1 protein-coding gene is annotated in these 726 nt (G+C 46.8%); it reads left to right on the top strand.

Going from position 1 to position 726, the window contains the following annotated elements:
- The coding region (locus ACFFUV_RS23470; RefSeq protein WP_390198360.1) for a hypothetical protein at window positions 1–726 on the top strand (726 nt) is incomplete at both ends.

Genomic DNA, 726 nt, shown 5'->3' with positions numbered 1-726 from the left:
CGCACCCCCTTGTTACTTTGGATAATGTCCGGGCAATCGTCCCGGATGATTTCGTTTTTCAATATCCGGTTTGGAATATGATACCGGAATACAAAACAGGTGCGAAAGTGCGACACAATGGCAAAGTATGGATTGCCCGCCGGGACAACCAAAATGTCGAACCTGTCGCAAGTGATTTTAACGACGATTTCAACAACGATTATGGAAACCCGGATTGGGGCGAATACAACTATTTATCCGACTATTTGGAAAGGTTGACCCGTAACGGTATCGCCCAAATGGTACAAACATTCACGCAAATAAAGGGATTGGATAAGGAAACAAAGAACCTATTGGAACGGCGCACGTTCTTTGACGGTGCGGGACGTATCCGGGCGACGTTGCCGAATAATCATAAATTAGTCGGGTTTGAAATTGTCCCGGTTCGTTCTATGGGCGTAACAATGAAAATCGAACAAATCGGGTTGCAAATGACGGGCGCAACCGGGGTTGTTCGTATGTATCTTTTCCATTCGTCCCAAATTGACCCGATAAAGACGTTTGATTTGAATTTTACGCAGACAAACGGCGGTTTTCAATGGTTCCCGTTGAAAGATTGTTATTTGCCGTATATCAGTACCGGAAACAACGCCGGGGGGTCGTGGTTCCTTTGTTACAACCAAAACGATTTGCCCGCCGGGATGCAGGCAATTACCATGACAAAGGATTGGAGCCGGGAGCCGTGCG

The organism is Vibrio olivae (genome assembly GCF_042428525.1).
Classification (GTDB): domain Bacteria; phylum Pseudomonadota; class Gammaproteobacteria; order Enterobacterales; family Vibrionaceae; genus Vibrio; species Vibrio olivae.
The sequence above is the reverse complement of the archived record's forward strand: the minus strand, read 5'-3'. Positions and strand labels throughout refer to the sequence as shown.